Raw genomic sequence first — 250 nt, 5'->3', positions numbered from 1 at the left:
GCACATGCTGGTGCCGATCATCGCCACATGATTGCCCGGCTGGGTGACACCCGCCGCCAGGGTCGCCATGGCCGCGTCCACGCCCCCAGCGAGGATCGGCGTGCCCGCCTGCAAGCCCAGGCGTGCGGCCCAGTCTGCAAGCAAACCACCCACCACCTCGCCGGAATACAGCAACCGATCGGGCATCATCGACTGCGCGATACCCAGCGCCTCCAGCATCTCGCCTGACCAGTTGCGCGCCGCCACGTTA

1 protein-coding gene is annotated in these 250 nt (G+C 68.0%); it reads right to left on the bottom strand.

From position 1 onward, the window contains the following. Positions 1 to 250: FGGY family carbohydrate kinase (locus tag AAEZ05_RS29570; protein ID WP_350650186.1), on the bottom strand; the 250-nt coding region annotated here is incomplete at both ends.

This window comes from Pseudomonas sp. HY13-MNA-CIBAN-0226 (genome assembly GCF_040310305.1).
Classification (GTDB): domain Bacteria; phylum Pseudomonadota; class Gammaproteobacteria; order Pseudomonadales; family Pseudomonadaceae; genus Aquipseudomonas; species Aquipseudomonas gregormendelii.
This window is presented reverse-complemented; position numbering and strand designations above follow the sequence as displayed.